The organism is Arthrobacter sp. TS-15 (assembly GCF_006964045.1).
In the GTDB taxonomy this organism is placed as follows: Bacteria; Actinomycetota; Actinomycetes; order Actinomycetales; family Micrococcaceae; genus Arthrobacter.
On sequence record NZ_SDXQ01000001.1, the window covers coordinates 1 to 22,960 of the forward strand.

22 protein-coding genes and 1 riboswitch are annotated in these 22,960 nt (G+C 62.2%); of the genes, 6 read left to right on the top strand and 16 right to left on the bottom strand.

Going from position 1 to position 22,960, the window contains the following annotated elements:
* The 5 genes from EU811_RS00005 to EU811_RS00025 form a co-directional block, all read right to left on the bottom strand.
* Positions 1-357, bottom strand: a 357-nt coding sequence (locus EU811_RS00005; protein ID WP_274595822.1) for a serine dehydratase beta chain, incomplete at its 3' end; no start/stop codon positions are given.
* Positions 358-536: 179 nt separating this feature from the next.
* A complete protein-coding gene (gcvH, locus tag EU811_RS00010) occupies positions 537-923 on the bottom strand; it encodes a glycine cleavage system protein GcvH (protein WP_090820475.1) in 387 nt (128 codons plus the stop codon).
* 323 nt (positions 924-1,246) lie between these two features.
* Positions 1,247-2,395 carry a glycine cleavage system aminomethyltransferase GcvT gene (gene gcvT / locus EU811_RS00015; protein WP_142936489.1) on the bottom strand — a complete coding sequence of 383 codons (1,149 nt, stop codon included), beginning with the start codon at positions 2,393-2,395 and terminating at the stop codon, positions 1,247-1,249.
* 12 nt (positions 2,396-2,407) lie between these two features.
* Positions 2,408-5,254, bottom strand: coding sequence for an aminomethyl-transferring glycine dehydrogenase (gene gcvP, locus EU811_RS00020; RefSeq protein WP_142936490.1), 2,847 nt, complete (start codon positions 5,252-5,254; stop codon positions 2,408-2,410).
* 180 nt (positions 5,255-5,434) lie between these two features.
* A riboswitch (glycine riboswitch) is annotated at positions 5,435-5,532 on the bottom strand.
* A 93-nt stretch (positions 5,533-5,625) separates the two neighbouring features.
* The gene (locus EU811_RS00025) at positions 5,626-6,165 is read right to left on the bottom strand and encodes a TetR/AcrR family transcriptional regulator (RefSeq protein ID WP_105691509.1); all 540 of its coding nucleotides are present in this window, start codon (positions 6,163-6,165) and stop codon (positions 5,626-5,628) included.
* Positions 6,166-6,238: 73 nt separating this feature from the next.
* Here EU811_RS00025 and EU811_RS00030 point away from each other — a divergent pair, with 73 nt between their 5' ends.
* Positions 6,239-7,789: an MFS transporter gene (locus EU811_RS00030; protein WP_142936491.1), complete on the top strand. Its 1,551-nt coding sequence runs from the start codon at positions 6,239-6,241 to the stop codon at positions 7,787-7,789.
* An 84-nt stretch (positions 7,790-7,873) separates the two neighbouring features.
* Here EU811_RS00030 and EU811_RS00035 read toward each other — a convergent pair whose 3' ends face one another.
* Positions 7,874-8,533, bottom strand: a complete 660-nt coding sequence (locus EU811_RS00035) for a cyclodeaminase/cyclohydrolase family protein (protein ID WP_142936492.1) — start codon at positions 8,531-8,533, stop codon at positions 7,874-7,876.
* 90 nt (positions 8,534-8,623) lie between these two features.
* On the opposite strand from EU811_RS00035, the gene EU811_RS00040 reads away from it, so the two are divergent.
* Entirely contained in the window at positions 8,624-9,847 is a 1,224-nt protein-coding gene (locus tag EU811_RS00040) for an amidohydrolase (RefSeq protein WP_142936528.1), read from the top strand.
* 96 nt (positions 9,848-9,943) lie between these two features.
* Here EU811_RS00040 and EU811_RS00045 read toward each other — a convergent pair whose 3' ends face one another.
* Positions 9,944-10,951, bottom strand: coding sequence for an NAD(P)/FAD-dependent oxidoreductase (locus EU811_RS00045; protein ID WP_274595823.1), 1,008 nt, complete (start codon positions 10,949-10,951; stop codon positions 9,944-9,946).
* 101 nt (positions 10,952-11,052) lie between these two features.
* Between EU811_RS00045 and EU811_RS00050 the strand changes: the two genes are divergently transcribed.
* Complete coding sequence (locus EU811_RS00050) at positions 11,053-11,634, top strand: helix-turn-helix domain-containing protein (protein ID WP_142936493.1); 582 nt, start codon at positions 11,053-11,055, stop codon at positions 11,632-11,634.
* A 31-nt stretch (positions 11,635-11,665) separates the two neighbouring features.
* On the opposite strand, the gene EU811_RS00055 is transcribed toward EU811_RS00050, so the two are convergent.
* Positions 11,666-11,968, bottom strand: coding sequence for a helix-turn-helix domain-containing protein (locus EU811_RS00055; RefSeq protein WP_142936494.1), 303 nt, complete (start codon positions 11,966-11,968; stop codon positions 11,666-11,668).
* 67 nt (positions 11,969-12,035) lie between these two features.
* Between EU811_RS00055 and map the strand changes: the two genes are divergently transcribed.
* Positions 12,036-12,815 (top strand): type I methionyl aminopeptidase, encoded by a 780-nt coding sequence (gene map / locus EU811_RS00060; protein ID WP_142936495.1) that lies wholly within the window; start codon positions 12,036-12,038, stop codon positions 12,813-12,815.
* 14 nt (positions 12,816-12,829) lie between these two features.
* Here map and EU811_RS00065 read toward each other — a convergent pair whose 3' ends face one another.
* Positions 12,830-14,404 (bottom strand): HNH endonuclease, encoded by a 1,575-nt coding sequence (locus EU811_RS00065; RefSeq protein ID WP_142936496.1) that lies wholly within the window; start codon positions 14,402-14,404, stop codon positions 12,830-12,832.
* A gap of 303 nt (positions 14,405-14,707) precedes the next feature.
* Here EU811_RS00065 and EU811_RS24530 point away from each other — a divergent pair, with 303 nt between their 5' ends.
* Positions 14,708-14,836, top strand: a complete 129-nt coding sequence (locus tag EU811_RS24530) for a hypothetical protein (protein ID WP_274595824.1) — start codon at positions 14,708-14,710, stop codon at positions 14,834-14,836.
* A 27-nt stretch (positions 14,837-14,863) separates the two neighbouring features.
* Positions 14,864-16,402, top strand: a complete 1,539-nt coding sequence (locus tag EU811_RS00070) for an APC family permease (RefSeq protein ID WP_142936497.1) — start codon at positions 14,864-14,866, stop codon at positions 16,400-16,402.
* A 102-nt stretch (positions 16,403-16,504) separates the two neighbouring features.
* Here the strand turns inward: EU811_RS00070 and EU811_RS00075 are convergent, their stop codons facing one another.
* The 7 genes from EU811_RS00075 to EU811_RS00105 form a co-directional block, all read right to left on the bottom strand.
* Positions 16,505-17,050, bottom strand: a complete 546-nt coding sequence (locus EU811_RS00075) for an AMIN-like domain-containing (lipo)protein (RefSeq protein WP_142936498.1) — start codon at positions 17,048-17,050, stop codon at positions 16,505-16,507.
* Positions 17,051-17,266: 216 nt separating this feature from the next.
* Positions 17,267-17,569 (bottom strand): DUF4193 domain-containing protein, encoded by a 303-nt coding sequence (locus EU811_RS00080; RefSeq protein WP_024819766.1) that lies wholly within the window; start codon positions 17,567-17,569, stop codon positions 17,267-17,269.
* Positions 17,570-17,694: 125 nt separating this feature from the next.
* The gene (locus EU811_RS00085; protein WP_142936499.1) at positions 17,695-17,922 is read right to left on the bottom strand and encodes a hypothetical protein; all 228 of its coding nucleotides are present in this window, start codon (positions 17,920-17,922) and stop codon (positions 17,695-17,697) included.
* Between the two features lie 64 nt (positions 17,923-17,986).
* The gene (lhgO, locus tag EU811_RS00090; RefSeq protein ID WP_142936500.1) at positions 17,987-19,204 is read right to left on the bottom strand and encodes an L-2-hydroxyglutarate oxidase; all 1,218 of its coding nucleotides are present in this window, start codon (positions 19,202-19,204) and stop codon (positions 17,987-17,989) included.
* Between the two features lie 163 nt (positions 19,205-19,367).
* Positions 19,368-19,859, bottom strand: coding sequence for a DUF805 domain-containing protein (locus EU811_RS00095; protein ID WP_142936501.1), 492 nt, complete (start codon positions 19,857-19,859; stop codon positions 19,368-19,370).
* Positions 19,860-20,069: 210 nt separating this feature from the next.
* Positions 20,070-21,620, bottom strand: coding sequence for an o-succinylbenzoate--CoA ligase (gene menE, locus EU811_RS00100; RefSeq protein ID WP_142936502.1), 1,551 nt, complete (start codon positions 21,618-21,620; stop codon positions 20,070-20,072).
* A gap of 12 nt (positions 21,621-21,632) precedes the next feature.
* Positions 21,633-22,958, bottom strand: coding sequence for an MFS transporter (locus EU811_RS00105; RefSeq protein WP_142936503.1), 1,326 nt, complete (start codon positions 22,956-22,958; stop codon positions 21,633-21,635).
* Between the last annotated feature and the right edge of the window lie 2 nt (positions 22,959-22,960).

The following is a 22,960-nucleotide window of genomic DNA, read 5'->3' on the forward strand; positions in this document are numbered from 1 at the left end:
ATGAAGAACCATATCCTCCACCGCATACGGCAACTCCACACCCCCACCCGAAGCACCAGCCAGATTCAGCACACCCGTCTCGGCGATCGCAGCGAGCCGTTCCTCAACCTCGTCCGGCAGGATCAGCTCAGGGTGATAACCCTCCAAACCCAGCAACGTAGCCGTCATGGTCCCGTGCCCCCGGCCCGTCGCAGCCAACGAACCATACAAATCAACCCGCAGCGAAGCCACCGAACCCAGGACACCAGCGTCCTTGAGCTCCCGGGCAAACACCGCCCCGGCCCGCATCGGCCCCACAGTATGAGAACTCGACGGGCCAATACCCACAGTAAACAGATCGAAAACGCCAACAGCCATGGTCGGGATTCCTTAACAAAGCTTGAAAACGGTCCGGCAGATGGTCCTACCGGAGGGCCGCCCCCCCCCCCCGTGTGCCGGTCAGCCCGGCGCCCAATTCGGGGTCTAGCTGCAGAACATGCCGTGCGCACGGCACAGCCCGCAGCGAACCCCCGAATCGGACTCGGTCGGGGTGGGAGTTAGGAGAGGTCTCCGCCATTCTTGGAGGCGTATTCCTCGGCCGAGAGCAACGGGCCCTCGGACTCGGCGGCGACCTTGAACAACCAACCGGCGCCGTAGGGATCGTTGTTGATCAGGGCGGGGTCGGATACAACGGCGTCGTTGATCTCGGTGACCTCACCGGTGACCGGCGAGTACAGGTCAGAGACGGACTTAGTGGACTCAACTTCGCCACAGGTCTCGCCAGCGGTCACCGTGGAGCCAACCTCGGGGAGGTCGACGTAAACGATGTCACCCAGTGCGTCGGTGGCAACCTCGGAGATACCAACGGACACGGAGTTCCCGTCTCCGCGTGAAACCCACTCGTGCTCGTCGGAGTACTGAAGTTCGGGCGCTACTTTGGGCATTCTGTTTCCTTTACGTGTAGTGGCTACATCTAATTGTGTCGCGTGTGGGCCGTCTGAGTGGTTGGCCTGGCGGTGTGGCACCGAATTCCTCCGCGTGCTGCTCCTTCGTCGCTTTGACGCACGCTTCCGGAATCCGCTCCCCCACCGCACGGCCACGCGAGTCCGGCCTCCGGCAGCATGCTCCCCACCGTCCCCCTCGCCTCGCAAGCTCGGCCAGGGAACCCGGACGGCGTGGCCCCCGTGGAGCATCGCGTCCGCTCAGCGGGCGCACATGCGACCGAGCATGCAGAGGAGGTCGGACCCGCCGGCCGAAGGCGACTGATTCAGCGAACCCGCTTGTAGAACGGCAGTGCGACCACTTCGAAGGGCTCAGTTTTACCCCGCAGGTCAATATCCAGCGCGGTGCCCGGCTCAGCGAAAGCGACGTCGACATACGCCAACGCTACCGGGTAGTCGAGCGTGGGGCTGGGCTGGCCGGAGGTGACTTCGCCAATCACTGCGCCGTCCTTGAGGACCGGGTAGTGACTGCGTCCGGCACGGCGACCGAGGCCCTTCAGGCCAACGAGTTTCCGTCCGCTGGTGGAGCCGGCGCCGTCGGCCTTCAGTGCAGCCAGTGCGTCCTTGCCGACGAAGTCGCCTTCCTTGGACAATGCCACTACGGGACCGAGTCCTGCTGCGAAGGGGTTGCCTTCACGGGAGAGCTCGTTGCCATAGAGGGGCATTCCGGCTTCGAGACGCAGGGAATCGCGGGAGGCGAGGCCGGCTGGGGTGAGTTCGCCTTCATTCGCGGCAGCCGCAATCGCCTGCCACAGTGCGGCAGCTGATTCGTTGGCCACAAAGATCTCAAAGCCGTCTTCGCCGGTGTAGCCGGTGCGGGCGAGCAGCAGGTCTTGCGTGCCGCCGTCGAACGTGAACGGTACTTCCACCGCCGCGTAGTACTTGAGTTCGGTGACCAGTGCGTGCTGTTCGGCGGGCACCAGGCGGAGCAGGATGGCTTCGGCGAGGGGACCCTGCACGGCAATCAGCGAGGTCTCAGCGGAGGCGTCTTCAACTACGACGTCAAAACCGGCGGCGCGCTCCTGCAGCGCGGACGCCACAACCGCAGCGTTGCCTGCGTTCGGTACCACCAGGAATTTGTCCGAGCCTTCTTCGGTAGAGGCCCGGCGGTAGACGATCAGGTCATCGATGATGCCGCCGTTTTCCTGGCAGATCAGCGAGTACTTGGCCTTGCCGACGGCCATGGCGGAGATCTTGCCTACCAAGGCGTAGTCCAGGAACGCGGCGGCCTCGGGACCGGTGACCCAGACTTCGCCCATGTGGGAGAGGTCGAACAGGCCTGCGGCCTTGCGGACGGCGTGGTGCTCGGCCAGTTCGGACGAGTACTTGAGGGGCATCTGCCAACCCCCGAAGTCGGTGAAGGACGCGCCGAGCTTCTTGTGCTCTTCGTAAAGGGCTGTGTAGTTCTCAGTCATTTCCGGAACCCCTTAGTTTTCGAAGTCTTCGATTGGCGGGCAGGAGCAGACCAGGTTGCGGTCGCCAGCTGCGCCGTCGATGCGGCCAACGGGCGGGAAGTACTTGTCCTGCTTGAGGTGGTGGACCGGGAAGGCGGCCTGCTCGCGCGGGTACGCACGGTCCCAGTCGGAACTTACGACGGCGGCAGCCGTGTGGGGCGCGCGGCGAAGCGGAGAATCCTGCACGGAGAAATCACCGTGGGCAACCTGGTCGATTTCGGCACGGATGGTGATCATGGCCTCGATGAAGCGGTCGATCTCGGCAAGGTCTTCCGACTCGGTGGGCTCCACCATCAGGGTTCCGGCAACCGGGAACGCGAGCGTGGGGGCGTGGAAGCCGAAGTCGATGAGGCGCTTGGCCACGTCCTCAGCGGTGACGCCGGTCTTGGCTGTCAGTTCACGGAGGTCGAGGATGCACTCGTGGGCCACGAGTCCGCCTTCGCCGGTGTAGAGGACCGGGAAGTACTCGTTGAGGCGTGAAGCGATGTAGTTCGCAGCGAGCAACGCGGACTTGGTGGCTTCGGTGAGACCCTGGCCGCCCATGAGCTTCACGTACGCCCAGGAAATCGGCAGAACGCCGGCAGAACCGAAACGGGAGGCGGAAATCGGGACGTCGTTGCCCTCAGTCCAAGACGCGGCATCACCGGGCATGAACGGAGCCAGGTGTGCCTTGGCCGCTACCGGGCCAACGCCGGGTCCACCGCCACCGTGCGGGATGCAGAAGGTCTTGTGCAGGTTCAGGTGGGACACGTCGCCGCCGAACTTGCCCGGCTGGGCCAAGCCAACCAGCGCGTTGAGGTTGGCGCCGTCGATGTACACCTGGCCGCCGGCCTCGTGGATGGAGTCGCAGACTTCGCGGACGTCGGCGTCGTACACACCGTGCGTGGACGGGTAAGTGATCATGATGGCCGAGAGGGCGTCCCGGTTAGCTTCGATCTTGTTCTTGAGGTCAACGTGATCGATGGTGCCATCCGGAGCGGTGGCAACAACCACTACCTTCATGCCGGCGAGCACTGCCGAGGCAGCGTTGGTGCCGTGCGCGGAAGCAGGAATGAGGCACACGTTGCGCTGATCATCGCCGTTGGACAGGTGGTAGCCGCGGATGGCCAGGAGGCCAGCGAGCTCACCCTGCGAACCGGCATTCGGCTGGATGGACACCTGGTCGTAGCCGGTGATCTCAGTCAGCTGCGCTTCGAGGTCGGTGATGAGATCACGCCAACCCTCGGTCTGCGAATCCGGAGCGAACGGGTGGATCGAGGCGAATTCCGGCCAGGAGATGGCTTCCATCTCTGCCGTGGCGTTGAGCTTCATGGTGCAGGAGCCCAGCGGAATCATGGTGCGGTCCAGCGCGAGGTCGCGGTCAGAGAGCTTGCGGATGTAGCGCAGTAGCTGGGTTTCGGAGCGGTGCGTGTTAAACACCGGGTGCTGCATGAAATCGCTGGTGCGCTCCACGGAGGATTCCAGGGCGAAGCCTTCAGCGGTTTCGGTTACCGAAGCACCAAAGACTTCAAGGAGACCGCCGACAATCTCAGATGTAGTGGTCTCGTCAACAGACATACCCACGGTGTCAGCATCAATGCCGCGGAGGTTAATGCCTTTGGCCTCAGCGGCGGCCACGATCTCCGCAGCCTTACCGGGGACGCGGACGGTGATGGTGTCGAAGAAGGAACCGTGGAGGACCTCGACGCCGGCCGCCTTCAGGGACGCTGCAAGGGTACGGGCGTGACCGTGCGCGGTCTCCGCGATCGCTTTCAGGCCTTCAGGGCCGTGGTAAACGGCGTACATCGACGCGACGATGGCCAGGAGCGCCTGCGCAGTACAGATGTTGGAGGTGGCCTTCTCGCGGCGGATGTGCTGCTCTCGGGTCTGCAGCGCCAAGCGGTAGGCGGGGACACCGGCGTCGTCCTTGGAAACGCCAACCAGACGGCCGGGCATGGAACGCTCCAGCCCCTTCTGGACGGCCATGTACGCAGCATGCGGGCCGCCGAAGAACAGCGGAACGCCCAGTCGCTGCGCGGAACCAACGGCGATGTCGGCGCCCTGCTCACCCGGAGGGGTGATGAGCGTCAGGGACAGAAGATCTGCAGCCACGGTGACCAGTGCGCCGCGTTCTTTGGCTGCGGCGATGACGGCGGAGTGGTCGAACACGCGGCCGGAGACACCGGGCTGCTGCAGGACGACGCCGTTGATGGCGCCTTCCGGGAGACCAAGCGAGAGGTCAGCAACCTCAACCTCGAAGCCGAGTGCTTCGGCGCGGCCCTTCACGATCGCGATGGTCTGCGGCAGGCAGTCGGCGTCCAGGACGGTCTTGCCATCCTGTGCGGCCTTGTTCTTGTTGGCACGGCGCATCATCAGCACGGCCTCGGCAACAGCGGTTGCTTCATCCAGAAGGGACGCATTGGCAATCGGCAGGCCAACAAGGTCCTGGACCATGGTCTGGAAGTTGAGGAGCGCTTCGAGGCGGCCCTGCGAGATTTCCGGCTGGTAGGGGGTGTAGGCGGTGTACCAAGCCGGAGATTCCAGGATGTTGCGGCGGATCACCGGCGGCGTCACGGTGTCGTAGTAGCCCTGGCCGATCATCTGAACGGCAGTCTTGTTCTTGGAAGCGAGCTTGCGCAGCTCAGCCAAAACTTCAACTTCACTCAGTGCGTTCTGAAGGGTGAGGGCAACGTCCTGGCGGATATCGTTCGGGACGGCGGTGTCGACCAGCGAATCGACGGTGTCGTAGCCGATGGACTTGAGCATGGTCTCAATGTCGGCCTGGCGGCGGGCGCCGATATGCCGATCGACGAAGGTGGTGGAGGCAGAACTAACCGTCACGAAGGAACTCCATTACTTGGGCGGCGTTTGGGTACGCCACAGCGGCTGGGTTCCTCCCCGCTCTGTATTGGACCTGAGAGTTTCCGCGCGTTGCGTGAACAACCATCGCTTGCACCGTCGGTGAGCACAGCACCCGTTCGCCCGTGGGTGGGCTGAGTACCTGCTGCTTTCCAGAGTTGCCTCGCCGCGGCGGTGCTTGGGCCTGAGAGATTCCTGGGGAGGGTTTGCTCCTACGGCGCCTGCATCACTTGCCTGCAGGACTCTCCCGCCGCAGATCAAAGGCATGTTCAGTTGTGTATGGGCGCCATGTAGGGCACGCCACAAGAGTTAATTGTCCTACGCTCGGGCCTCAGCAGCAAATGGATGAGCTGCTACTTCCGCAGGCGTTCAAGGACCCCCAGAAGGATTTCGACGTCGGCCTCCCGCCCGGCGTTGCCGCCTTCCTGGCCGCCTTCAAAGATCGCGTTGAAATAGAGTCCGTCGCCCATATAGCTGACAGCCTTGGCAACCTCTGGTCCGACGTCTTCTGCCAGCACGTCAAGCCACCGCTGTTGAATTGCGGCAAACCTGCGGCGGGTTTCCTCGTGAGCCACCTCAGCCAGCCTGGTAGCGGCGACGAATGCCCGGTCCATGGGCGTATCTGCCCAGAGAGAGGACCTGATGAAGTATGCCGCTGAACCATCCGGCGCCGCCTTCATGAGTTCAGTATCTTCATCGGCCAGCAGGTCCAGGCGCTCCAAAAGGGCCGTAATCAGCGCTTCCTTGTTGGGGAAGTGGTAGAGCAGTCCGCCTTTGGACACGCCTGCCCGCTTGGCGACGGCGTCGAGTGTGGCAGCCCGCTCCCCTACTTCTATGAGGAGGGCTTCAAAGGCATCCAGGACGGCGTCCCGGGCAATTGGTTTTCGTGGCATGTATCCATCATTCCCTAAAGGTTCATGGGGGCTATAGTTGAAACTGTACCGTCTGGACGGTATAGTTGAATCCATGTTCTCGCCGTCCTCAACCCAAGCACCCCGTTCCGCTCACCCCGTCAAGGGCCAAGCGGCACCGTGGCGCGACTGGACGGCCTTGGCACTCCTGATGTTTCCGGTGCTGCTGGTGGCCGTCGACAACACCGCGCTCACCTTTGCCTTGCCGGAGATTGCCCGCTCCCTGAATGTCGGAGGCGTGCAGTTGCTGTGGATTGTTGATGCGTACCCGCTGGTCCTCGCAGCACTGCTCGTCTCCATGGGCAACTTGGGCGACAGGATCGGACGACGGCGGCTGCTGCTGATCGGCAGCACGGGCTTCGCGGCGGTGTCGGCTGCTACAGCATTCGCGCCGTCCGCTGAATGGCTGATCGCCGGGCGCGCCGGTCTTGGTGTCTTCGGCGCCATGTTGATGCCTTCCACGTTGTCCTTGATCCGGAACATCTTCACCGACCCCAACCGTCGCCGCTTGGCGATCGCTGTCTGGGCAGCCGGGTTCTCCGGTGGCGCCGCCCTTGGCCCGATCTTTGGCGGCTGGCTGGTGGAGCACTTCTGGTGGGGCGCCGTCTTCCTGGTTGCAGCATTCCTACTCCTCCCCCTGCTGGCTTTCGGCCGGGTCCTGATTCCGGAGTCCAAGGACTCCAACCCGGGACGTGTGGATGTGCGCAGCATCGTTCTGTCCGTCGTCACCATGGCGCCGTTCGTATACGGGATCAAAGAATTCGCGGTTCATGGTTTCGGAGCCTCCGCAGCAGCCTTCATGGGCTTTGGCGTGGTGATGGGCATCCTGTTCGTGCGTCGCCAGCAGCGGATCGAGAACCCCATGTTGGATGTTGCCTTGTTCAAGAACAAGGTGTTCAGCACGGCCATCGTGGCGAACGTGCTGTCCCTGTTCTCCATGACGGGTTTCATCTACTTCTTCGCACAGCACTTGCAACTCGTTGAGGGCCAGTCCCCCATGGAGGCCGGTATCGCCATGATTCCCGCCCTCCTGGCCACGGTCATCGCCGGACTACTGGTGGTGCCATTGGTCAAGCGCGTGCGGCCAGGGTTCGTTGTGGCCGCAGGCCTGACGCTCAGCGCTGTGGGTTATCTGATCGTCGTAGTGGGCGATCACGGCAGCGGCCCCGTGTTCCTGTTGTCGGCGCTCACCGTGTTGGCCGTGGGGGTTGGCGCGGCGGAGACGATCTCCAATGACCTCATCCTGGCATCGGTGCCGGCCGACAAATCCGGCGCAGCCTCGGCCATCTCCGAGACCGGCTACGAGCTGGGGTCGCTCCTGGGAACGGCAGTACTTGGCTCCATCCTCACGGCGTCCTACCAGCACAACCTGATCATGCCGGACGGCATCTCCGAGCAGGCCGCCGGGAATTCCGGTGAAACCCTCGCCGGCGCTGTTGATGCGGCGGCCGCACTTCCGGCCCCGTTGTCGGAGGCGTTGACACATGCCGCCCGGACAGCTTTCGAGTCCGGCGTCCACATCACTGCGGCGATTGGGCTGGTACTGATGGCTGGCGCGGCAGTGCTCGCCGCCGTCGTGCTCCGGCGTGTGCCGAAGGCGCAGTAATAGGCAGAGCGCCGAAGGCGCAGTAATGCCGTTGTGAGGCCCGCTCTGCATGGTTCCGTAGGGACTTGCCATGCAAACCGGGCCTCACAAGGCTTCGGTCGGCGCCGCTTTTTTGTCGACGCCGGCAGTCAGCTGGTCGATTCTGTCGAGGGCTTCGCTGAGCTGGCTGACTGTGTTCCACAACTCCGGGTGTTGTTCCCTGACTTCCTCCAACGTGGCGCCGGCGGAGGTCAGGGATGCGAGGTCGAAGCTCACGTTGGTTCGGGCCCCGGCTATGGCTGCCCGGAGTGCCCCGAAACCCACTACGACGTCGGCGATCAGCGCAGGATTGCCGTTGGCGGCGAGCCACCCGAGGTCTTCAATGGCATCAATGGCCCGCTCCCCGAGCACCGCTGATGCCCTGGCGGCATCGACGGAGGCTTGATGGATGGCCTCCTCGCGTTCAGGTCCGGGATCCAGGCGGAAAGCCGCGCCGAAGGCATTGGAAGCGGAAGCGTCGTCGTCGGCTAGTTGCAGGGCAGTTTGCCGGAGTTTGAGGGCACGGGAGTGAATGCCGTCGAGCTGTTGGTGCTGCGACTTTTCCGGCTCGGTATATCCGGCCACCATGGACGTCAACGACGCCGCGATGGAGAGCATCACCCCGGTTCCGGCACCGCCTCCCGGGGACCCGCTGGATTCTGCCAGCGCCTTGGTCCACTCCTCAACAGTGGACAGCTGTGTGGTGACTGATTCGGAATGGTTCATGCCCTCCAGTGTGCCGGGGCTTCCCAGACTTTGCATTTATGGGCTGGATACACTGGCCAAACTATGGCGTCGAACGAAAAGGGCAAACTCATGACCATTGACCTCGAAGAGCTTTACAAAGACCTGCACGCCAACCCCGAACTGTCCTTTCAGGAGACCCGAACAGCCGGGATCGCTGCGGGACATCTTGAAGATCTTGGCTTCACCGTTCATCGCAATATCGGAAAGACCGGCGTTGTTGGTGTTCTGGACAATGGGCCCGGACCGGTGGTGATGCTCCGGGCTGACATGGATGCGTTGCCGGTCAAGGAAACAACGGGTTTGGACTACGCAAGCACTGCGATGGGTGTTGATCATGAGGGCAAAGACATGCCTGTCATGCACGCCTGCGGCCATGACGTGCATGTGAGCTGCCTAGTAGGCGCGGCGGAGGTTCTGGCGGCCCGGCGTGATGAGTGGCAGGGCACCCTGATCGCCCTCTTCCAGCCGGCCGAGGAATGGGGCGGCGGGGCAGCAACCATGGTTGCCGACGGGCTGTATAACGTGGTGCCGAAACCAGATATCGTCCTGGGCCAACATGTTGCCCCGTTCCCCGCCGGCTGGTTCGGCATCCGGCCCGGCGTCACCATGGCGTCCGCCGATTCCCTCAACATCACCCTGCACGGACGAGGTGGCCACGGATCGCGTCCGGAGACCACTGTTGACCCGGTGCTGATGGCAGCTGCAACCACCGTGCGGTTGCAGGGCATTGTGTCGCGTGAGCTCGCCGCCAGTGACTCCGCGGTGGTGACTGTTGGGCAGATTCATTCAGGAACCAAAAACAACATCATCCCCGAAACAGCAACTCTAGGCCTGAGCGTCCGCACCTTCAGCGATGCCACAAGGGACAAGATCCTCGGTTCCATTGAGCGCATTGCCAAGAGTGAATCCACAGCTTCAGGCGCGCCCAAGGACCCTGAGATCAAGTTTGAAGAGCATTTCCCGCTGACCGTCAACGACCAAGCTGCGACCGGCAGGGTGTCCGCTGCCTTCAAAGCAAAGTTCGGCGAGGCACAGATCATGGACCCTGGCCCGGTGTCCGGAAGCGAAGACGTTGGAGCCCTGGCGAAGGCCGCCGGAGCTCCCCTGGTTTTCTGGTTCCTGGGTGGCGCCGAACCTGCCCTGTTCAAGGAGTTCGCCACAACAGGTCGGCTTCCGGAGGACATTCCCTCTAATCACTCGCCGTACTTTGCTCCCGTCATTGAGCCGACGCTGGCTCGCGGAACCGAAGCGCTGGTGACGGCTGCCCGGGAATTCCTGACGTCTACATCGTAGGGTGCCGGAGCCTTACTACGGCCCACTCGAACAAGGAAAGGCGCTGCATGCGCAGCGCCTTTCCTTGTCGAATTTCGATTCGGTCCGGGATTCCTATCAGCGGGATACAGCCGACTTGCGCGCATCCTCAACAGCCCGATTGGTCTCCTCCATTATGAGATCTGCGTTGATTGCGGCTCCTGACATGACACCTGCGGCTGCGGAGGCCATCACCTGGCCCATGAGGTCGGTGACGTTTCCTGCAGCGTAGACACCCGGCACTGACGTGGCACCACCCATTGGATTGACCTCTACGTGGCTTCCCACCCCCATGGGGTGCTCCACCGTGGGGACGCCCAGGGATTCCAGCACGGCAGACCTGGCCTCCAACCGTGGGGCGGTGACTACAGCTTCCACTGGGATGGTGGTTCCCGATGCCAGGATGACACCCGCCAAAGCGTCGTCAGTTACTTGGAGGGCCTGGACTTTGCCGTCCACTACGGTGATGGAACGGGCAGCCAACTGCTCCCATTGTTCTTCCGTCGGCTCCACCACATCATTGAGGAACAAGGTGATGTTGGAACTCCATTGGCGGAACAGCAACGCCTGGTGCAATGCCATCGGCCCTGACCCCAGGATCCCGATCGCTTTGTTCCGGACTTCCCAGCCGTGGCAATAGGGGCAGTGCAGGACATCTTTGCCCCACCGCCCACGAAGGCCTTGCACGTCCGGGAGTATGTCCACCAGTCCGGTGGTGACCAGCAAACGGCGGGCTCTCACCGTTCGTCCGTCTGCCAGATCCACCTCGAAGGTGGGTTCGGATCCGTTCGCAGGGCCGGCCGTCGAGCGTGCCCCGACTACGATGCCGGACACTATGTCCACTCCGTACTGGATCGCCTCCGCGCGTCCGAGTTCCAGCAGTTCCTTGGGATTGATTCCGTCCCGCGACAGGAATCCGTGCACCCCGGCCGCGGGAGCATTTCGCGGCTCGCCGGCGTCGATGACGAGGACGGACCGTAAGGCCCTGCCGAGGGTCAGCGCGGCACTCAAGCCAGCCGCGCCACCTCCCACCACTACGACGTCATACTCGTCCACCGTTCCGATGTTCTCGATTTCCGTACCCACAAGTGCCTCCACGTATCCAGCGGCCCTGCGCCGCTTCTTCTATGGTTTGCCAGAAGGCAAGAAACAGCAAGGAAGTTTGCCAATATGGCAAACTGGGGAACATGGCTACCGATTTCAGCACCATGCTCGACGCCGTCGGCCCTCGCCTGCGCGCCATGAGGACCCAACGCAACGTGACCCTTACTGAAGCTTCGGAAGTAACAGGCATCTCCGTGAGCACGCTCTCCCGGCTGGAGTCAGGTCAACGCAAACCGACCTTGGAGCTTCTTCTCCCCATTGCGCGGCTGTATCAGGTCCCCTTGGAAGAGCTTATTGATGCCCCCGAAACGGGCGATCCCCGCATTCATCTCAAGCCGCACGTTCACGAGTGGGGAACGGCCGTTCCCCTCACGCGACGCCCTGGCGGCATCCAGGCCTTCAAGATGGTCCTCAGGGGTGGCACGGGCAAGGAGACTCCCACACCGCAATCACATGAGGGCTACGACTGGGTGTATATCCTCAACGGCAAGCTCAGATTGGTCCTAGGCGAGAACGACTTTGTCCTGAAACCGGGCGAGGTGGCGGAATTTGATACCCGCACACCACACTGGTTTGCCAGCGCCACCAAAGAGCCGGTGGAGCTTCTCACTCTCTTCGGGCAGCAGGGCGAACGGCTCCACGTCCGGGCACGGCCCAAGCGCTGAGACGCGCAACACTGGCAGCTCAGCACTCAGGCTACGAGGCCAACCATTCGCGGGCGCTCCGACGTCGGCTGTCCGGCTCAATGGCACGCTCCTGCTGATTGATCTCCGCCCAGACCTCATCGAGGGATAGTCCCAGAACCTCGGCGATCGCAGCAACAGTGGGGAACGCGGGCGTCGCAACCCGCCCTGATTCGATCTTTCGAAGCGTTTCGGGCGACACTCGAGCATCCAGAGCCGTTTCCAGCATGGAGCGTTCACCCCGCGCTCGACGCAAGAGAGCTCCGAGGCGTTGTCCGCGCTCGGCCTCTGCGGGTGTAAGCGGCAACCTGACCATGGATCCAATTGTAATACCGGGATAATATGGCCGGGATAGTTATTGGTTGCTACATGAAAGGTCCCGCATGATCGAGATCCTGAGCCACTCAGAACTAGGCCGGGCCAAGGAAGCCGGCGCTCTGGTCGCCAACATTTTGCACACGCTGAAGGGCCGCGCAACGGTAGGAACGAATCTCCTGGACATTGACAGGTGGGCCAAGAGCATGATCCTCGAGGCCGGGGCCGTCTCCTGCTATGTGGACTACGCCCCATCCTTCGGTCGCGGACCATTCGGGCACTACATCTGCACTGGCGTCAATGATGCCGTCCTGCACGGGTTACCCACGGATTACAACCTGGCCGAGGGCGACCTCCTGACCCTGGATCTGGCAGTTTTGAAGGACGGAATCGCGGCCGACTCTGCCATCAGCTTCATCGTTGGCGAGTCCAGGCCGGCTGAGAGTGTGGCCATGATCGAAGCAACCGAACGTGCCTTGCGCGCAGGCATTGAGGCCGCCCGGCCGGGCGCTCGAATCGGCGACCTCTCCTATGCCATCGGCTCAGTCCTCAGCGAAGCCGGATACCCCGTCAACACCGAGTTCGGAGGCCACGGCATCGGCTCAACCATGCACCAGGAGCCGCACGTTCCGAACATGGGCCGCCCCGGCCGAGGGTACAAGCTACGGCCAGGACTCCTACTGGCCTTGGAGCCCTGGGTGATGGCCAACACCTCCCAACTGGTCACCGACGCCGATGGCTGGACGCTCCGCAGTGCGACCGGTTGCCGCACTGCCCACAGCGAGCACACCATCGCCATCACCGAAGACGGCGCCGAGATTCTAACCCTGCCCACCGTGGCTGCTTAGACGCTGGCCCAAGGTTAGATTCCCGCCATGCGCGGTTTCAGCTGGCCGCTGGATCCACATTCCGCGCCTTCAGCAGGCAAAGGTTCCGACTGCTGACCCGACGACGAGCGAGCCACATCCAAAGCACACTCATTCGACATTGCTACAGGTGGCGCGGATTGTAACGGCTGGGCGCGGACATGCCCCGGCAGTGGAGGCGCCTTGGATACATAGGCGTGGCCTGTGGGTGTGCTGATCTGGAGCGTGTGGCCGCCTTGTTTGTCCCCGGTCACCCTCTTGCTGTTCCATCCGGGGTTTTCTTTGGTGTGGTTGCAGGCTTCGCAGAGTCCTGCGCCGTTGTTAGGTGTGGTGGTCCCGCCGGAGCGCCAGGGGACCACATGGTCGATGTGCCGGATGGGCGCGTCGCAGAAGGGGGTGCGGCAGGTGTCGTCCCGGGCCTCGATGTATCGTCGGAGCCGGGGTGGGAAGAGTCGGGCTTTGGAGTCCATGTTCAGGAGTTCGCCCGTTCCGGGTGCCGTGTAGAGCCGCCGCAGCCACACGGTGAAGTCACGGTCCGGAACTGGTGAGCCTGCCTGGCCGGTCGCCAAACCACTTGCTTCGTCTGCCTGAGGTTCACGAAGTAGTTTCCTGGCCCACTGGGCCGGGACGATTCCATAGCCTTTGAGCCGGGCCGGTTCGCTGTCTGCCTGAAACAGGGTCCGGTCCGTCATCACGAGATCGAGGTTGATGCCCGCGACCCCGCCCGGGGTTCCGGTAACGCGTTCGACCAGGGTGTCAGCCATGACCTGACCGCGGGAACGGCAGTCACCGCCGGCCCGGGCAGTATCAGCCTCACGGGTCAGCGCCGCATACGCCGCGACGCCTCGGGCCACTGGCAGGAGGGCGGTCAGGTAGGTCATGGTGTCCGGGGCGGGTCGCAGGCTCACTGTCCGTTCGGTGGCTGCTTGACTGGCGCGTTGGGCCACCGAACGGGGATCACGACGATACGCGGCAGCCTTGACCGCGGCGATGATGGCCCGGTCGCCCTTGCCTTCGAAGGTCCCGGTGTCCGGGGCGAGTTCCTCATCCACCGCGCACCGGTCCTCCACGGACAGGCACGCTGTTTCCTTGACCAGCAGCATGGCCCGCCACTCATTGAGCTGGCCTGATTCCAGGGCGGCCAGGGTGCGGGGCATCTCCGTCACCAACGCTCTCGCCAAGCCCAATAACCGGGGACCCTTATTGGGAGACTCCCGCCGGGCCAACGCCAGCTGCGCCCCGACACCCTGGCCACGCTCGGACGCAGGAACACCAGCTCGGGCCTGTTCAGCCCGTTGGGCAAGATCAAACGCCACAGCAGCCCGCGCCTGCAGGCCGGTGATGGCCGACTTCAGCTCCTCCAACCCCCGGAGCTGATCAATCAGCTCTCCACTGGAGCCGGCAAGCGGAACAGAGCCAAGGAGCGCGACGAGGTCAGACACCCGGGGCGATGAATGGCCTGACACAGGCCCCGTAGCAGGGAGTGCGGAGTCGGAGTGCCCGGGTAGAGCTTCCCAGGCGCGCCCGAGCTCATCGTGTGACGGCGTCTGCGTGGCCCGGATCTGCTCCATGCCCCAACTCTTCCAGCACGCAGCAAGCGCTATAAGACCACAACTCCCGTATGTGGAAACCAGGGCCTATGTGGAAAACAGGGCCCGTGCGGAAAACACCCCGCAGCAAGCCCAACACCCACGTCACCAGACACCCACCCCCGGACCCCGGGATACCCAGAGACCCGGACCCCAAAGTACCCATAGGCCAGTCACATATGAACGTCATTCATTTCAGGCCTTGCGCCCGAGCGTGACTCACGACATACTAAATGAACACTATTCATTTAGTGACTGTCGTCTCACCGGAGTACCAATCACACCATGATCGAACTGACGCGCCTGGATGGCCCGGCCCCCAACGCCACGGCACGCCCGGCCCCCAACGCCACGGCGCCCACGGCACCTTCGGCCCCCAGGGGCGGCAGCATGCTCCGCAGCACCAAGCAATAACCTTCGGCCATCTAGAAAGGGCCTTACATGAGCCAGACAATCCGACGCAGCGGCAGTGAAGCCGCGAAGTCGCATGACATCAGCGGCAAGGGACTGAAGACGGGGCAGTTGGGGCTCCTCGCCGTCGTCGTTCTTGGCATCTCCACCATCGCCCCGGCGTACACCCTCACCGGCGCGCTAGGCCCAACTGTCAACGAAGTCGGGCTGCAATTGCCTGTCATCTTCCTGATCGGGTTCATCCCGATGATCCTGGTGTCCTTGGCGTACCGGGAACTCAATGCAGACTCCCCCGACAGCGGCACCACCTTCACATGGGTAACCAAAGCCTTCGGACCGTGGGTTGGCTGGATGGGCGGCTGGGGTTTGCTGGCCGCCAACATCATTGTTCTGTCCAACCTGGCGGGCGTGGCCGTGGACTTCTTCTACCTGTTCCTCGCACAGGCCACGGGTTCACCCGAGCTCGCAGACCTCGCTTCGAACAAGCTGCTCAACGTTGCCACGTGCTTCGTTTTCGTGGCACTTGCTGTCTGGATCAGCTACCGAGGGCTTCACACCACCAAGATTGTCCAGTACGGCCTGGTGGGATTCCAGCTGCTGGTCCTTGGCCTGTTCGTCGCCATGGCGTTCGCTAACTGGTCCACCTCCGAAACTGCTGTGCCCTTCAGCTGGGACTGGTTCGACGTCACCAAGATCGAGACGTTCGGCCAGATCGCAGCCGGCATCTCATTATCGATCTTCGTCTACTGGGGCTGGGATGTATGCCTGACCGTCAACGAGGAAACGGCCAACGGTAAGAAGACCGCGGGCCTCGCAGGCACGCTGACAGCGGTGATCGTCCTGGGCATCTACCTCCTGGTCACCATTGCCACCATGATGTTCGCAGGCGTCGGCGATACCGGGATCGGCCTGAACAACGAGGAAAACCACGCCAACGTCTTCACCGCACTGGCATCACCGGTCATGGGTCCATTCGCCATCCTCATGTCCCTCGCCGTGCTTTCCAGCTCCGCGGCCTCGCTTCAGTCAACGTTCACCTCACCGTCGCGCAGCCTGTTGGCCATGGCGCATTACGGCGCCCTGCCGGAGCGCTTCAGCCACATGAGCAAGAAGTTCTCGACGCCGGGCTTCGCCACCATAGCGGCTGGCGTCCTGTCTGCGGGCTTCTACGCGGTGATGCACGTGATCAGTGAAAACGTCCTGAACGACACCATTCTGGCCCTTGGCCTGATGATCTGCTTCTACTACGGACTCACGGCCATCGCCTGTGTCTGGTACTTCCGCAACAGCGTGTTCTCCAGCGCCAGGAATTTCTTCCTGCGACTCGTCTGCCCGCTGCTGGGTGGCGTCGGCCTGTTCGTCGTGTTCCTGCAGACTGCCGTGGACAGCTGGGCTCCCGAGTTCGGCAGTGGCTCGGAGATCTTCGGGGTGGGGCTCGTATTCGTCCTGGGCATCGGCATCCTGGCTTTGGGCGTAGTGGTCATGTTGATCATGTCCCGTGTTCGGCCCGGGTTCTTCCGTGGCGAGACCATCCGAAAGGACACGCCGGCTCTGGTGGTGCCGGAGTAGGCCCGCCTTCCGCGGAGTTCGTGGGAAAGCTGCCAGTTCGCCGGACATCTCCGGGCGAATTGGCAGCTTTCCCGCGATCTGGGCACTTCAGCGCCCCGTCAATCACCAACGATGCGCCACGTCCACTACCAGGCGAGAACCGCCGTCGGGCCCGTCCAGGGTGAAGACCCGGAACGGAAGACGTGCACGGACGCCCAGCCCAATGCTGGTGGTGCCCTCAAAACTGCCCGCGTAAACCACCTGCCGGAAGGTCTGATAACCGGAGACGTTGGACAATTCGGCCTTGGCTGCCGGCACATACGTCGGCTGGTTGTACTGGTTGTACGACGGCGCCGTCACCATCACTTGGAGATCAGCATCCCCCAGCACCGGGATGGGGTAGCCGGTAGCATCCTGGGTCACTACAGGAACGTACTGAACGACGTAGCCGGCCACCTTACCTGTCATGTCGATCACCAGACGGTCATAGCAGGGCTGTTGCCCGGTGCGAACGTTGGTGACACTGGCGGAGCTCATGTCGAGGTCTGCCTTGGCCATGGAACCCCACGAGATACCGCAATATGTTGCTGCCGAGGCCGGCCCCGGCGCCACCAGACCGAGACCGGCAGCTGCCATGACCGCTGCCAAACCCGCTCCAAATTTCCTCATTTTTTGTGCCCCCTTCAGGCGAAGTTAATACTTCAACAGTAGGAGCGCAGCAGGGTGTTTGGGCGGGTTGTGGCCGCTTCGGGGCGCAACCGTTAAGTGGACGCAGCGGTGGTCACAAGAGGGTTATTGTCGGGCAGTATTTTGGGCATTGGGCGGCCGTGCAGAGGGTGCTCGCGCCCATATTCGTAACCGAAGATAACGAGACCTTGGCGTTATTTAGCCTTCGCAGTCCTTACAGAACTTAAGACCGTTCTTTTCCAATGCAATCTGGGACCTGTGACGGACCAGGAAACAGGAGCCGCACGTGAATTCGTCGGACTGCTCCGGGACCACAATAACTGTCAGTTCTTCACCGGAAAGATCTGCTCCGGGCAGGTCGATTCCTTCGGCGGTATCGTTTTCCTCGACGTCGATGACCGCAGTCTGCGCAGTGTTTCCTCGGGATGCCTGAAGGGCCTCAAGCGACTCGGCGGGAGACTCTTCTTCTGTCTTGCGCGGGGCATCGTAATCAGTAGCCATTGAGCTTCGCTTTCGTTGCTGCATAGTGCCTCTTCCGGCACCTCAGTGAAGCAGTTTAGGGCATATCAGAGGAGATCAGCGAAAAGTGTGCCCAACGCGACATTCTGCAGCATTCCGAGCGGCTTCTAGGACTCTGAACGCACCCTTGCGGCGTGCGTTTGGATGGCCTGAGCACTGGCAACCGTGACGCCGCTGAGGGCAGGGAGCCATGACAAATCACTCATGCTCCCCGGGCCACCTGCACCTTGTTCCTCCGCCGACGGGCCAGTGCAATCCAGGACGTACGCTGCCTCAATCCAGGCCGCTATGGTGGTGCCGACTGAACTGGCAAGCGAAGCTAGTGATCCGATCATGCGGCAACGGTATCCAGCCCGCGTTTGGCGGCCGTTTCCGTTGGATCACCAGTTTGTTAACTCCTCAATCCTGCAAAGCCTTCTCCACGATGTACTCCGCTATGGCCATAGACGAAGTAGCCCCGGGAGAAGGTGCGTTGCGCACCAAAACGGTGTCCCGGCGTCGTGCGATCACAAAGTCGTCCACCAGCGAACCGTCACCGTTCATTGCCTGCGCGCGCACGCCCCGGGTGCCCGGAAGAATGGTGGCGCCTTCCAGCGACGGCACAAAGCGCACGGCCTCGCGGATGAACTTTTTCTTGCTCACTACGGTCTGGAATTCACGAACAGCTGACGGCACATTCTGCCTGGCAAATTTCCAGAATCCAGGAAACAGCGTGTAGTTCAGTACGTCGCGGGCATTCACCTCATTCCACGAGTAAGACTCGCGGCCGAAGGAGATGAATGCATTTGGACCGAGCATCATTTCACCGTCGATGCGTTTGGTGAGGTGGACACCGAGGAAGGGGTGTTTTGGGTCCGGCACCGGGTAAATCAGCCCGCGAACTTGATCCCGGGCCTCCTCACCCAGCAGGAAGTACTGCCCAAAGAACGGCACGATCCTTGGGGTAGCCGGTTCACCCGTCGCTTCGGCCACGCGATCCGATTGAAGGCCCGCGCACACCACCACGAGGTCGTAATGTTCGCCGCCATCCCTGGTACTGACCACCACGCCGCTGTCCTGTTGCTCAAGCCTGGTAACTTCCTGCCTGAGCCGGATGCTTCCGCCCGAACTACGGACGTCGTCGGCGAGCGCGTTGGTGATAGCCGTGTAGTCAACGATCGCCGTTTCCGGCGAGTGAAGAGCGGAAAGCCCGACGGCGTTCGGCTCCACCTCGCGTAGCTGCTCGCCCCGCAGCATCCTTGCGCCCGGGACCCCGTTGGCCGTGGCACGGGCGAAAATCTTGTCCAAGCGATCCGATTCCTCGGGTGTCTGGGCAATGACCAACTTGCCGCACGCCTCATAGGGCAGGTTCTTCATGGCGCAGAATTCCTGCAGCAGCTCCACTCCCCTGCGACACAGTTTTGCTTTCAGCCCGCCGGGTTCGTAGTACAGGCCTGCGTGCACCACCCCCGAATTGTGTCCGGTCTGGTGTGCTGCGAGCCGGTCTTCCTTTTCGTAGACGGTGACCTGGACGCCCTCGAGCCTGTTCGTCAGTTCCCTCGCCACTGCAATGCCGATGATCCCGCCACCCACCACGGCGCAGCGTTTGATGGTTCTTAGGCGTGGAGGGTGGGGCATGGCAGTCCTCGTCTTTGGGTGGGCCCGAATCAGTCACAGCATGTCACGCGTGCCGCTTTTACGGCACGTGACGCCCGAAAATTGTCCGAAGAAGGGCATGAAAAAGGGCGGCACGCGAGGTGCCGCCCTTTTCTGTGAAACGAATTACTTGCTATGTGGCTGACTATGCAGTCGGCTGATCGAAACGCTGGCCGGCCGGGTTGGACGGCAGGAGCGCGAAGACCAGGATGGCAAGTCCACCCACGAACGGGATGAGCCCGAGAAGGGCCAGCCAGCCGCTGAAGTTGCCATCGTGGAGACGACGAACCAGCAGGGCGATGGACGGGATAAGGACCGCCAGGTAGAACACGGAGATCAGAATGATGCCCACCACGGCTCCCGGGCCGGGAACCGTGCCGCTGCTGGTGGTGGTGGATCCGGCTGCACCGAGAATGCCGGTGAGGAGCTGCAGGACAAAGCCAACCACGCCCAAGGCAAGGGCGACCCACCAGTATTCGCTGCGGCTCGCGCGGCCACTGAATGCGGTGTATTTCTTGAAGAAACGCTTGACGGCCGCGCCGATCGGAGCGCCGTAATAAGGTGCCCACAGCGGCGGTTCGCCGGCTTGGACGCCGTACTGCTCGGTTTGCTGAGGTTGTTGCGGGTAACTGGTCATTGGTATATCCCCCGGGTTAAGTGAGTCGTGATGAAGCTTCGTGCTCAGTGTGTGAGTCGTGCCTATCGTAATGCCCTTACACCGAATTAGGCAGTTCGATGGAGGAAATTAACCCGGATTTAGCTTGGTAACGCAATATTTCGTCGGTGCGGCTTGCCATGAGACAGCATATTCTTTGCCACGACAGGTGACATTGAATACGGTCAAGCGTCACTGCGCGTAGTGCTTTCGGAGGTCCATCTTCCGGATCTTCCCGCTGGCGGTTCGTGGCATCTCCTCAACGAATACCACTGACTTGGGGATTTTGTACCGTGCCAACCGACCCTCCAGATGCGAGCGCAGTTGCTCTTCGGTCAGGGACGCACCGTCACGCAATGTGATGATCGCCCTGGGCACTTCTCCCCATTTGTTGTCATCCATGCCGATCACGGCCACACTCCCCACGGCCGGTAATTCTGCGATGGCAGCTTCCACTTCGGCCGGGTAGATGTTCTCCCCGCCGGAAATGATCATGTCCTTGATGCGGTCCGAAACGAACAGGAAGCCTTCTGCGTCTTGGTAGCCCATGTCGCCGGAGCGGAACCAAGAGGACTCGGAATAGCTTTCGACGGTTGCTTCGGGCCGGTTCCAGTACTCCTTGATCACGTTGGGTCCGGAGATTTGGATCTCCCCCACGGCGCCAACTGCAGCAAGACCACCCAACGGATCGGCAATCCGCACGTCTGTAAAGAAGTGCGGAAGCCCGGCGGAGCCAGCCTTTTCCTTGGACTTCGATACCGGCAGCATGGTGGCCCCCGGCGCGGTTTCCGTCATGCCATAACAGCTGGTGAAGCCGATGCCGCGTTGTTCGTACGCATCCAGCACCCGCTGCGGAACGGCAGAACCGCCGCAGGTGAGCTTGTCCAGGGAGCTGAGATCCGCCGTCCACCATCCCGGATGGTCACAGAGCATCTGGAAGGTGGTGGGGACACCGTTGAGCGTGGTGACTTTGTGCTGGTCCACCAGCTCCAGTACACGGCCGGCGTCGAACTTGGCTTCAAGCACCACGGTGGCACCCTTGAGCAGCATGGGAAGCAGACCCATATCCAGGGAAGCCACATGGAACAGCGGTGAGATCATGAGCGCTACGTCGTTGCGGTTCAGGTCCATGTCCACCACCGTGTTGATGCAGTTCCAGGTGATGTTGCTGTGTGTCAGCAAAGCACCCTTGGGCTTGCCGGTAGTGCCGGACGTGTAGAGGATCATGGCGCCGTCTTCAAGAGTCACCGCTTCATCCAGCGGCGCCGCGTTTGCAGCGCCAAGCACCTCGCCATAGTGCTCGACGCCGGATGGCGCCTTAAGAGCGGAACCGTCAGTCTCGTCGTCGGACGCCACTACAAGGCGGTGGGTCACGTCAGTGTCGATGCAGGACGCGGCGGCAACGTCCTCCAACGATGCCGCGCTGATCAGGAGCCGCGCACCGGAGTCCTGCAGTTGAAACTGCAGCTCCGGGGCAGCCAAGCGGGTGTTCAACGGGACGAAGATGGCGCCCAGCAGCCCGCAGGCGAAGAACGTCTCCACAAAGGACGGGTGATTCTCACCGAGGTAAGCCACCCTGTCCCCCTTGGTCACGCCCCTGTCCTTAAGGGCGTTGGCCAGGCGATCGGTCCGTTCTGCGAGTTCCGCGTAGCTCACAGTGTGCTCACCGGAAATGATGGCAGTTTTGGTACCGGACTTGATCCGGCGCCGGTGCAGCCAGGATCCAACTCCGTTGTTGTCCATGGTGCGGTACTCCTAACTGACCGTAGAGAGGTCGTTGTTCTTAGACTCCCGCGTCAGCAGGATGAAGACAATCGATACCAGCGACATGACGGACAGGAACACCACCACGGGAACGATGCTCTGGCCGGCGTCCTTGTAGAGGCTCGCCACAATGCCGGGTGTGAAGCCCGCGCCAATCAGTGTTGCCAACTGGTAGCCGACGGCTGCGCCGGTATAGCGGTTAGTGGTGCCGAACTGCTCGGACACGAACGCGGCCAGCGGACCATAGAGGGACGAATGCAGAACCAGCGCCACAGTGAAGGCCAGGAAGACCACAGCGATGTTGCCGGAACTCAGCATCCCGAACATGGGGAACAAGTAAAGGATGAACAGGGCCAGGCCGGTGACCATGACCGGACGGCGGCCGAAGCGATCCGAGAGCCTGCCGCCCAAAAGGACGAACAGGATGGAGATGGCTGAGGCGCCCGCGAAGGCATAGAGCACACCTTGTTGTGGTGCTCCCTTGGACACTGCATAGGTGACGGAGAACGTGGGCAGCACTACTTGGAGGCCGAAGCCGGCAGCACCGGCAAACATGATCATGATGAGTGCCTTGGGACGCTTCAGCACTTCCAGCAGCGGGATCTTGCGCTTGGTGTCCTGGGCGCTTTCCTTGGCCACGGCCTCGGCAAAGATGGGGCTTTCGGAGACCCTGAGCCGGACGAACATGCCGACTATCAGGAGTACGAAGGACAACAGGAATGGAACTCGCCAGCCCCAGGCCAGGAATGCATCCTGGGGAAGTGCGGAGAAAATGCCCATGACAACGGTGCCGAGGACTGCGCCCGTCGGGGCACCGGCATTGACGAACGATGCCGCGAACCCGCGACGTTTGGGATCCGAATGCTCCAGGGCCATGAGCGCTGCCCCGCCCCATTCACCGCCGACGGCGATTCCCTGGCAAACACGCAAGACCACCAGGATCACGGCGCCCCAAGGACCAATGACGTTGGCTCCCGGGATTAGACCAATCAACGTCGAAGCGATGCCCATCATGGCCATGGACACGATCAGCATGCCCTTGCGGCCAATGCGGTCACCGAAGTGCCCGAAGATGATACCGCCCAGAGGCCGGGCAACATAACCCGCCGCGAACGTGGCATAAGCCGCGACCACGCCCACCCACTCATCTGTACCGGCGAAGAACACTTTGGGAAAGGCAACCGCTGCCGCAGTTGCGTACAGCAGGAAGTCGTAGAACTCGATGGTGCTGCCCAGATAGCTGGACATGATGACCGTGCGCGCCTCTTTGCGCTTAGCGGCCGTGCTCGACTGTGCGAGCGCAGTGTGTCCTGACATGG

What these genes read in the sequence shown, in the direction of transcription:
- gcvH (WP_090820475.1), bottom strand. Translation starts at nt 923, where the DNA reads ATGCCCAAAGTAGCGCCCGAACTTCAGTACTCCGACGAGCACGAGTGG.
- gcvT (WP_142936489.1), bottom strand. Translation starts at nt 2,395, where the DNA reads ATGACTGAGAACTACACAGCCCTTTACGAAGAGCACAAGAAGCTCGGC.
- EU811_RS00025 (WP_105691509.1), bottom strand. Translation starts at nt 6,165, where the DNA reads ATGCCACGAAAACCAATTGCCCGGGACGCCGTCCTGGATGCCTTTGAA.
- EU811_RS00030 (WP_142936491.1), top strand. Translation starts at nt 6,239, where the DNA reads ATGTTCTCGCCGTCCTCAACCCAAGCACCCCGTTCCGCTCACCCCGTC.
- EU811_RS00035 (WP_142936492.1), bottom strand. Translation starts at nt 8,533, where the DNA reads ATGAACCATTCCGAATCAGTCACCACACAGCTGTCCACTGTTGAGGAG.
- EU811_RS00040 (WP_142936528.1), top strand. Translation starts at nt 8,624, where the DNA reads ATGACCATTGACCTCGAAGAGCTTTACAAAGACCTGCACGCCAACCCC.
- EU811_RS00050 (WP_142936493.1), top strand. Translation starts at nt 11,053, where the DNA reads ATGGCTACCGATTTCAGCACCATGCTCGACGCCGTCGGCCCTCGCCTG.
- EU811_RS00055 (WP_142936494.1), bottom strand. Translation starts at nt 11,968, where the DNA reads ATGGTCAGGTTGCCGCTTACACCCGCAGAGGCCGAGCGCGGACAACGC.
- map (WP_142936495.1), top strand. Translation starts at nt 12,036, where the DNA reads ATGATCGAGATCCTGAGCCACTCAGAACTAGGCCGGGCCAAGGAAGCC.
- EU811_RS00065 (WP_142936496.1), bottom strand. Translation starts at nt 14,404, where the DNA reads ATGGAGCAGATCCGGGCCACGCAGACGCCGTCACACGATGAGCTCGGG.
- EU811_RS24530 (WP_274595824.1), top strand. Translation starts at nt 14,708, where the DNA reads ATGATCGAACTGACGCGCCTGGATGGCCCGGCCCCCAACGCCACGGCA.
- EU811_RS00070 (WP_142936497.1), top strand. Translation starts at nt 14,864, where the DNA reads ATGAGCCAGACAATCCGACGCAGCGGCAGTGAAGCCGCGAAGTCGCAT.
- EU811_RS00075 (WP_142936498.1), bottom strand. Translation starts at nt 17,050, where the DNA reads ATGAGGAAATTTGGAGCGGGTTTGGCAGCGGTCATGGCAGCTGCCGGT.
- EU811_RS00080 (WP_024819766.1), bottom strand. Translation starts at nt 17,569, where the DNA reads ATGGCTACTGATTACGATGCCCCGCGCAAGACAGAAGAAGAGTCTCCC.
- EU811_RS00085 (WP_142936499.1), bottom strand. Translation starts at nt 17,922, where the DNA reads ATGATCGGATCACTAGCTTCGCTTGCCAGTTCAGTCGGCACCACCATA.
- lhgO (WP_142936500.1), bottom strand. Translation starts at nt 19,204, where the DNA reads ATGCCCCACCCTCCACGCCTAAGAACCATCAAACGCTGCGCCGTGGTG.
- EU811_RS00095 (WP_142936501.1), bottom strand. Translation starts at nt 19,859, where the DNA reads ATGACCAGTTACCCGCAACAACCTCAGCAAACCGAGCAGTACGGCGTC.
- menE (WP_142936502.1), bottom strand. Translation starts at nt 21,620, where the DNA reads ATGGACAACAACGGAGTTGGATCCTGGCTGCACCGGCGCCGGATCAAG.
- EU811_RS00105 (WP_142936503.1), bottom strand. Translation starts at nt 22,958, where the DNA reads ATGTCAGGACACACTGCGCTCGCACAGTCGAGCACGGCCGCTAAGCGC.